The 7,580-nt window shown below is 42.8% G+C and carries 6 protein-coding genes; 5 read left to right on the top strand and 1 reads right to left on the bottom strand.

Annotated elements, in window-relative coordinates; genetic code table 11:
- Positions 1–3: 3 nt before the first annotated feature.
- A complete protein-coding gene (rho, locus tag I6E11_RS11370; RefSeq protein ID WP_235338120.1) occupies positions 4–2,079 on the top strand; it encodes a transcription termination factor Rho in 2,076 nt (691 codons plus the stop codon).
- A 92-nt stretch (positions 2,080–2,171) separates the two neighbouring features.
- Here the strand turns inward: rho and I6E11_RS11365 are convergent, their stop codons facing one another.
- On the bottom strand, positions 2,172–2,558 hold the full coding sequence (locus I6E11_RS11365) for a DUF3127 domain-containing protein (RefSeq protein ID WP_235338117.1): 387 nt from the start codon (positions 2,556–2,558) through the stop codon (positions 2,172–2,174).
- Between the two features lie 223 nt (positions 2,559–2,781).
- On the opposite strand from I6E11_RS11365, the gene dnaN reads away from it, so the two are divergent.
- Genes dnaN through recN form a run of 4 tightly spaced genes read left to right on the top strand, consistent with a single transcriptional unit; the run spans position 2,782 to position 7,558 of the window.
- Positions 2,782–3,906 carry a DNA polymerase III subunit beta gene (gene dnaN / locus I6E11_RS11360; RefSeq protein WP_235338116.1) on the top strand — a complete coding sequence of 375 codons (1,125 nt, stop codon included), beginning with the start codon at positions 2,782–2,784 and terminating at the stop codon, positions 3,904–3,906.
- Between the two features lie 10 nt (positions 3,907–3,916).
- Positions 3,917–4,693: a 3'-5' exonuclease gene (locus I6E11_RS11355; RefSeq protein ID WP_235338115.1), complete on the top strand. Its 777-nt coding sequence runs from the start codon at positions 3,917–3,919 to the stop codon at positions 4,691–4,693.
- 10 nt (positions 4,694–4,703) lie between these two features.
- A complete protein-coding gene (gene coaBC, locus I6E11_RS11350; RefSeq protein ID WP_235338119.1) occupies positions 4,704–5,894 on the top strand; it encodes a bifunctional phosphopantothenoylcysteine decarboxylase/phosphopantothenate--cysteine ligase CoaBC in 1,191 nt (396 codons plus the stop codon).
- A 2-nt stretch (positions 5,895–5,896) separates the two neighbouring features.
- The gene (gene recN, locus I6E11_RS11345; protein WP_235338114.1) at positions 5,897–7,558 is read left to right on the top strand and encodes a DNA repair protein RecN; all 1,662 of its coding nucleotides are present in this window, start codon (positions 5,897–5,899) and stop codon (positions 7,556–7,558) included.
- Positions 7,559–7,580: the final 22 nt, after the last annotated feature.

Below are 7,580 nucleotides of genomic sequence, written 5' to 3'. Positions count from 1 at the left end.
TATATGTATAATATCATACAATTAAATGAAAAAGACCTTTCCGAATTGCAAGAGATAGCCAAAGAGTTGGGTCTGAAAAAAACTTCAGCACTTAAAAAAGAAGAGCTCGTATATAAGATTCTTGACGAGCAAGCCATAAAAAGTGCATCACAGAAAGCAAACACTGACAAACCGGAAGGGCAGACCAAGAAAAGAGCCAGAATCAGTGTAAAGAAAGAAGGAGACAAAGTATATACAGCTACAAAAGATAAAGCGCTTAAACTCGAAGCAAAGACTCCTGAAATAAAAACCAGAAGCACAATCAAAGAAGTTCCGGAAAGCACAACCGAAGTTGAACAAGCACCAGTAGCCACAGAAGAAAAACCTAAGGCGAAAAGGGGCAGAAAACCGGGGTCAAAAAACAAGACAGAAAAAGTAAAGGAAAATACATCCGATATTAAATCGGACATACAGGCAGACACAAAACAAGACAATAAAGCTATTACTGAAACAGAAAGACCTATCCCGGTATTCATTGACGATGACATGGAACTACCTCCATTGGATCTTAAGGGAGGAGACGATTTTATTCCTATAGAAGACTTACCGTCTGAGAAATTTGAAATTCCTACTGAACTGTTGGGCAAATTCGAAGCTACAAAAGTAGAACCTCCTGTTATCCCACAAACAGACAATAAGTTCCAGCAGAAGCAGAAAAAAAACAATAACAAAAAACAGCAGAAAGCTCAGAACAACAAGCAGCAGAACGGCAAACAGCAGAACGGCAAACAGCAGCAAAACAACAAACAGCAATCTGTAAATGCGCAGCCGGAAAATGCACAGGAGAACAAAATACAACTGCCTGCAGTTCCTCAAATGCAACTGCCTGCTCCCGAAGAACAGTCACAGGCTACAGACAATGCAGCACAAAACGCGCCTGAGGCACAGCAACCAGCAAAACCTGCAGAAAAAGTATACGATTTTGAGGATATTATCACAGGCTCAGGCGTTCTTGAAATTATGCCTGACGGTTATGGATTCCTGCGTTCATCGGACTATAATTATCTTTCCTCACCGGACGATATATATGTATCCCAGTCGCAAATCAAGACGTATGGTCTGAAGACTGGCGATGTAGTGGAAGGCACAATCCGCCCGGCAAAGGAAGGTGAAAAATACTTCCCACTTGTAAAAGTAAACAAGATAAACGGTGCCGACCCTGCATTGGTACGCGACCGCATACCTTTCGATCACCTGACGCCATTGTTCCCGGACGAGAAGTTCAAGCTCTGCAAAGGATATAATGACAATTTGTCAGCACGTGTAGTCGATATGTTCTCTCCTATCGGAAAGGGCCAGCGTGCACTCATCGTGGCACAGCCTAAGACAGGTAAGACTATCCTTATGAAGGATATCGCAAATGCCATTGCAGAAAATCATCCTGAAGTATACATGATAATGCTTCTCATAGACGAACGTCCTGAAGAAGTTACAGACATGGCACGAAGCGTCAAGGCAGAAGTTATTGCTTCTACTTTCGACGAGCCGGCAGAGCGCCACGTGAAGATTGCGGGCATAGTTCTGGAAAAAGCCAAACGTATGGTGGAAAGCGGACACGACGTAGTAATCTTCCTCGACTCTATCACACGCCTTGCACGTGCATACAACACTGTATCTCCTGCATCCGGTAAGGTATTGTCGGGTGGTGTCGACGCAAACGCGCTACACAAGCCAAAACGTTTCTTCGGTGCTGCACGTAACATCGAAGGTGGTGGTTCACTCACAATCATAGCGACTGCTCTTATCGACACCGGTTCTAAGATGGACGAAGTTATCTTCGAAGAATTCAAGGGTACCGGTAACATGGAATTGCAGCTTGACAGAAACTTGAGCAACAAGCGTATATTCCCTGCAGTAAACATTGTAGCATCAAGCACTCGCCGCGACGATTTGCTGCTTGACAAGACTACTCTTGACAGAATGTGGATTCTGCGCAAATATCTGTCGGACATGAACCCTGTAGAAGCTATGGACTTTGTAAAAGACAGACTTGAGAAGACTAAGGACAACGATGAGTTCCTGCTTAGCATGAATTCATAACAGCCAAGATACAAGTAAAAATAAAACAGCCATATCGCAATGTTTCAAACCGAAATGCGATATGGCTGTTTTGTTTTATAAATCCCTTATTATCAGAAAGGCAGATCGTCCTTGTCGTCAGTAGCCGAGAAGTCAGCTGGAGGTACCGGAGCCGATGACACAGGAGGGAAAGAATAATCAGCAGGCTGAGGCTGCATTCCTGCATTCTGAGAAGGTCTTTCCACTTTCCATGCTCTTATACTGTTGAACCATCTACCCTGCCATTCGCGAGCATCTATATCGAACGAAACTGTAAGTTCTTCACCTGCCTGTATGTTGAACTGCTGGATTTTATCTTCACCAAACACATCAAAACACATCTTACGAGGATACTGCTCGTTAGTTTCCAAAACATATTCCTGAACCTTCCAGTTGTTACCCGATTTCGACACGCCACCGCGCGGCTCAAGAACAGCAATAATTCTTCCTGTTATTTCCATAAAAACGTTCTATTAAATTTTAGGTCACGAAATTACTCTTTTCCTTAGAAGTGAACTAATTTTTCACAATATTTTTTATCCACATAAGGGTATTTTTATCAATCAATTCCTTTAGCCAAACAATCTTTTTTTGTAACTTTGGCATTCGATTATTCAAGGAATAACTGTAGATACTTTTAAACGGAAATAATTATTAAAAAAACAATTTAATATAACATCAATCATGAGATTTTTAGTTTCAAGCACAACATTATTCAGCCATTTGCAGGCTATCAGCCGTGTTATCAATTCAAAAAACTCTCTTCCAATTCTGGACTGTATTCTGATAGAACTTAACGACGGAACTATCACAATGACAGCTTCGGACAGCGAAACAACTCTGTCTACAAGCATCGAAGTGAGCGAATATGAAGGTGAAGGACGATTTGCCATTTCATCGAAGACTATCCTCGAAGCTCTGAAAGAAAATCCTGAACAGCCATTGAACTTCAATATCAATACTGATACAATGGAGATTACAGTGAAATACCCTAACGGTAAATACAGCATGATGGCACAGAACGGCGACGAATATCCTCTGCCCAAACAGATGGGAAGCGAAGTCGTTAACCTGACAATGGCTGCCGACGTTATGCTTAAAGGAATAAACAGATGTATCTTCGCTACAGCCGACGACGAACTACGTCCTGTCATGAACGGTATATATTTCGACATCAGCCAGCAGGATGTGACACTTGTTTCTTCTGACGGTCACAAACTTGTCCGCAACAAGTCATTCGCCTCTACTGGCAACGAGAAAGCTGCTTTCATCCTTCCTAAGAAACCATCTAACATTCTTAAGAATATACTTCCAAAGGAACAGGGCGACGTACAGATTTGTTTCGACGATAAGAATGCTATGTTCACAATGGAAAACTACCAGATGACTTGCCGCCTTATCGAAGGACGCTATCCTAACTACAATTCTGTTATTCCGCAGAACAATCCTCATAAAGCAGTAGTAGACCGCGCCATCTTCATCAGTGCTCTGAAGCGTGTATCTGTATTCTCTTCTCAGGCAAGCAGCTTGATAAAACTTAGCCTGAAAGAAAACAGCATGACTATTTCTGCCCAAGACATAGATTTCTCAACTTCTGCCGAAGAAACTCTTACATGCCAGTACGACGGAAAAGACATGAGCATCGGTTTCAAATCGTCTTTCCTTATCGACATTCTGAACAACATCTCATCGCAGAATGTAATTATCGAATTGGCTGACCCTTCAAGAGCCGGACTTATTGTTCCTGAAGAACAGGAAGAGAACGAAGACCTGCTGATGCTGCTCATGCCTATGATGCTTAACGATTAATACTTTTATAATGAAACTGAATCTTAAAAACCCTATAGTTTTCTTCGACCTTGAAACTACAGGTACAAATATAACGAGCGACAGAATAGTGGAAATCTGCTATCTGAAAGTTTATCCTAACGGAAACGAAGAGAGCAAAACAATGAGAATAAACCCGGAAATGCATATTCCGGAATCATCAACAGCCATCCACGGCATAACAGACGAAGATGTGGCAGACTGCCCTACTTTCAAGGAAGTGGCAACTAACATCGCAAAGGACTTCGAAGGTGCTGATATAGCAGGATTCAACTCCAACAGATTTGATGTTCCTGTGCTTGTAGAGGAATTCCTCAGAGCTGGTATTGACCTCGATCTTACTAAAAGAAAGTTTATCGATGTACAGGTTATCTACCACAAGATGGAACAGCGTACTCTGTCGGCTGCTTATAAATTCTACTGCGGAAAGAATCTGGAAGATGCTCATACGGCTGAAGCCGATACAATAGCTACTTATGAGGTTCTTAAAGCTCAGTTGGATATGTATCAGGACACACTGGAAAACGATATCAACTTCCTGTCGGAATATTCAAGCTATTCTAAGAATGTAGATTTCGCCGGCAGAATAGTTTATGATGACAACGGAGTGGAAGTATTCAACTTTGGTAAATATAAAGGAATGCCGGTAGCCGAAGTTCTGAAGAAAGACATCGGATATTACGGATGGATTATGAACGGCGATTTCGCTCTGAACACAAAGAACGTGCTTACAAAAATCAGACTGAGAGAAACCGGAATGCTAAAATAAGACATCTATGATGAAAGGTAAAAAAATAGTGCTCGGCATCACGGGAAGTATTGCTGCCTACAAGGCAGCTGTACTTGCCAGAGCCTTGATAAAGAAGGGTGCCGAAGTACAGATAGTTATAACTCCTGCAGGAAAAGAGTTTATCACACCGCTTACACTGTCCACTATAACAAGCAAGCCTGTAATAAGCGAGTTCTTTGCACGCAGAGACGGGACATGGCATAGCCACGTTGACATCGGTCTGTGGGCAGACGCAATGCTGATAGCTCCTGCCACTGCAGCTACAATAGGAAAAATGGCAAACGGTATTGCCGACAATATGCTTATCACTACATACCTGTCGATGAAAGCACCGGTATTCGTGGCCCCGGCTATGGACCTTGATATGTTTGCCCATCCTTCTACACAGAAGAATCTTGACACACTCAGGTCATACGGAAACATTATCATCGAACCGGGCGAAGGCGAACTGGCAAGCCATCTTGTAGGTAAAGGAAGAATGGAAGAGCCGGAAAACATCGTTGCCGTCCTGGAGGATTTCTTCGCAAAGAAGTCTGACCTCGCCGGAAAGAAGGTGATGATTACCGCCGGTCCTACATACGAAAAAATTGACCCTGTAAGATTTATCGGTAACTATTCTTCCGGTAAAATGGGTTACGCACTGGCTGAATGCTGCGCAGAAAGAGGCGCCGAAGTAACTCTTATCAGCGGGCCTGTAAGCATTACTGCAAAGCATCCTAATATAAGAACCATCAGTGTAGAAAGTGCAGATGAAATGTATCATGCAGCCACAAGCGAGTTCTGTTCAAGCGATGCAGCCATCTTGTGTGCAGCTGTAGCTGACTTCACTCCTGAAACAAAAGCCGAGCAAAAAATCAAGCGCGAAAAAGACGACTTGATTATTAAGCTGAAACCTACACAGGACATAGCTGCTGCACTGGGAAAACTAAAGAAAGACAATCAGGTGATGGTGGGATTTGCTCTTGAAACAAACGATGAGCTGGAGCATGCTAAAGGCAAGTTGGAAAGAAAGAATCTTGACTTTATCGTTCTCAACTCACTGAACAACAAGGGAGCAGGTTTCAGACATGACACCAACAAAATAACCATCATCGATAAAGAGAATGTCATAGAGTTCCCGCTCAAGAACAAGAAAGAAGTGGCAACTGACATAATTAACCATTTGGCAGAAATATTATAAATATGCTACAGTCTATATTCATCCAGAACTACGCACTTATAGATAAGCTGGACATTGCATTCGAACCGGGTTTCTCCGTTATTACCGGAGAGACGGGAGCCGGAAAATCAATCATACTCGGTGCTATCGGTCTGCTGCTCGGACAAAGGGCAGATGTAAAAGCTATACGCAACGGAGCTACCAAATGTATCGTAGAAGCCAAATTCAACATAGCATCATACGGCATGGAAGAGTTCTTCAAGGCTAACGATATAGAGTACGACAGCGAGGAATGCATTATCCGCCGCGAAGTAAACATAAATGGCAAAAGCAGGGCTTTCATCAATGACACTCCTGCATCACTGTCGCAAATGAAAGTGCTTGGAGAAAAGCTGATTGACGTTCACAGCCAGCACCAGAACTTGCTGATAAACAAAGAAGGCTTCCAGCTCAACATTCTAGACATTCTTGCACAGGATATCAAGGAGCTGACTGATTATCAGAACGAATACAATGAATATAGGAAGGTAAGCCGTGAACTGGATGAATGTATCAGACAAGCCGAAGAGACAAGAAAGGAGGAGGATTATATCCGTTTCCAACTCCAGCAGCTTGATGAGGCTGAACTGAAGGAAGGCGAAGTGGCTGAACTTGAACAGGAGGCAGAAACCCTCTCTCATGCTGAAGATATAAAGGCTGGACTTTACCGCTCGACACAGAACATAGGTGGCGACGAAGGCGGATGCCTGACACTGATAAAGGATAGCATAAATACTTTGCAAACAGTTAGCAAAGTGTTTGCAAAAGCCAATGAATGGAAAGAAAGACTTGAAAGCTGCTACATAGAGATTAAAGATATCTCACACGACATGGACGATGCCCAGGAAGCTGTGGAATTCAATCCTTCAAGACTTGACTTTGTCAATTCTCGCCTCAACATGATATACTCGATGATGCAGAAACACCACGTAAAGACTGATGCGGAACTTATCGAAATAGCAGAGAACTACAGACAGCAGCTTGACATGATTACATCGTCTGACGAACGCATATCAGAGTTGGAAATCAAAAAGAAAAAACTGTATGACAGCGTAATCAGCAAAGCAGAAATTCTAACTGCACTACGCACGGAAAGCGCCGGTAGAATACAGTCGCAAATGGAATCTCTGCTTATACCGCTTGGAATGCCCAACGTGAAGTTTGCCGTAGAGATATGTAGAAAGAAAGAGCCAGACATAAACGGTCTGGATGCCGTAAACTTCCTGTTCTCTGCCAATAAGAACGGTACATTGCAGAATGTGGCTTCCATTGCATCGGGTGGCGAAATAGCCAGAGTAATGCTTTCTCTGAAAGCCATGATAGCAGGGGCAGTAAAACTGCCAACGATAATTTTCGATGAAATAGATACAGGTGTATCGGGTTCTATTGCCGAAAAGATGGCTCTGATAATGCAGGATATGGGACGACAGAACAGACAGGTTTTGAGCATCACACACCTGCCACAGATAGCAGCAAGAGGTAATGCCCACTACAAAGTATATAAGGAAGACAACGAAACCGGAACAAACAGTCACATAATACGCCTTACAGACGAGGAACGTATAGACGAAATAGCAAATATGCTGAGCGGTTCTACCATGACAGAGGCTGCAAGAAACAATGCAAGATCTTTGCTGGGACTTTAATTCATTATAAATAAAAATATAG

The sequence above is a fragment of the Bacteroides caecigallinarum genome, from assembly GCF_021531075.1.
In the GTDB taxonomy this organism is placed as follows: Bacteria; Bacteroidota; Bacteroidia; order Bacteroidales; family Bacteroidaceae; genus Phocaeicola; species Phocaeicola caecigallinarum_B.
This window is presented reverse-complemented; position numbering and strand designations above follow the sequence as displayed.

What these genes read in the sequence shown, in the direction of transcription:
- coaBC (WP_235338119.1), top strand. Translation starts at nt 4,704, where the DNA reads ATGAAAGGTAAAAAAATAGTGCTCGGCATCACGGGAAGTATTGCTGCC.
- I6E11_RS11365 (WP_235338117.1), bottom strand. Translation starts at nt 2,558, where the DNA reads ATGGAAATAACAGGAAGAATTATTGCTGTTCTTGAGCCGCGCGGTGGC.
- dnaN (WP_235338116.1), top strand. Translation starts at nt 2,782, where the DNA reads ATGAGATTTTTAGTTTCAAGCACAACATTATTCAGCCATTTGCAGGCT.
- rho (WP_235338120.1), top strand. Translation starts at nt 4, where the DNA reads ATGTATAATATCATACAATTAAATGAAAAAGACCTTTCCGAATTGCAA.
- recN (WP_235338114.1), top strand. Translation starts at nt 5,897, where the DNA reads ATGCTACAGTCTATATTCATCCAGAACTACGCACTTATAGATAAGCTG.
- I6E11_RS11355 (WP_235338115.1), top strand. Translation starts at nt 3,917, where the DNA reads ATGAAACTGAATCTTAAAAACCCTATAGTTTTCTTCGACCTTGAAACT.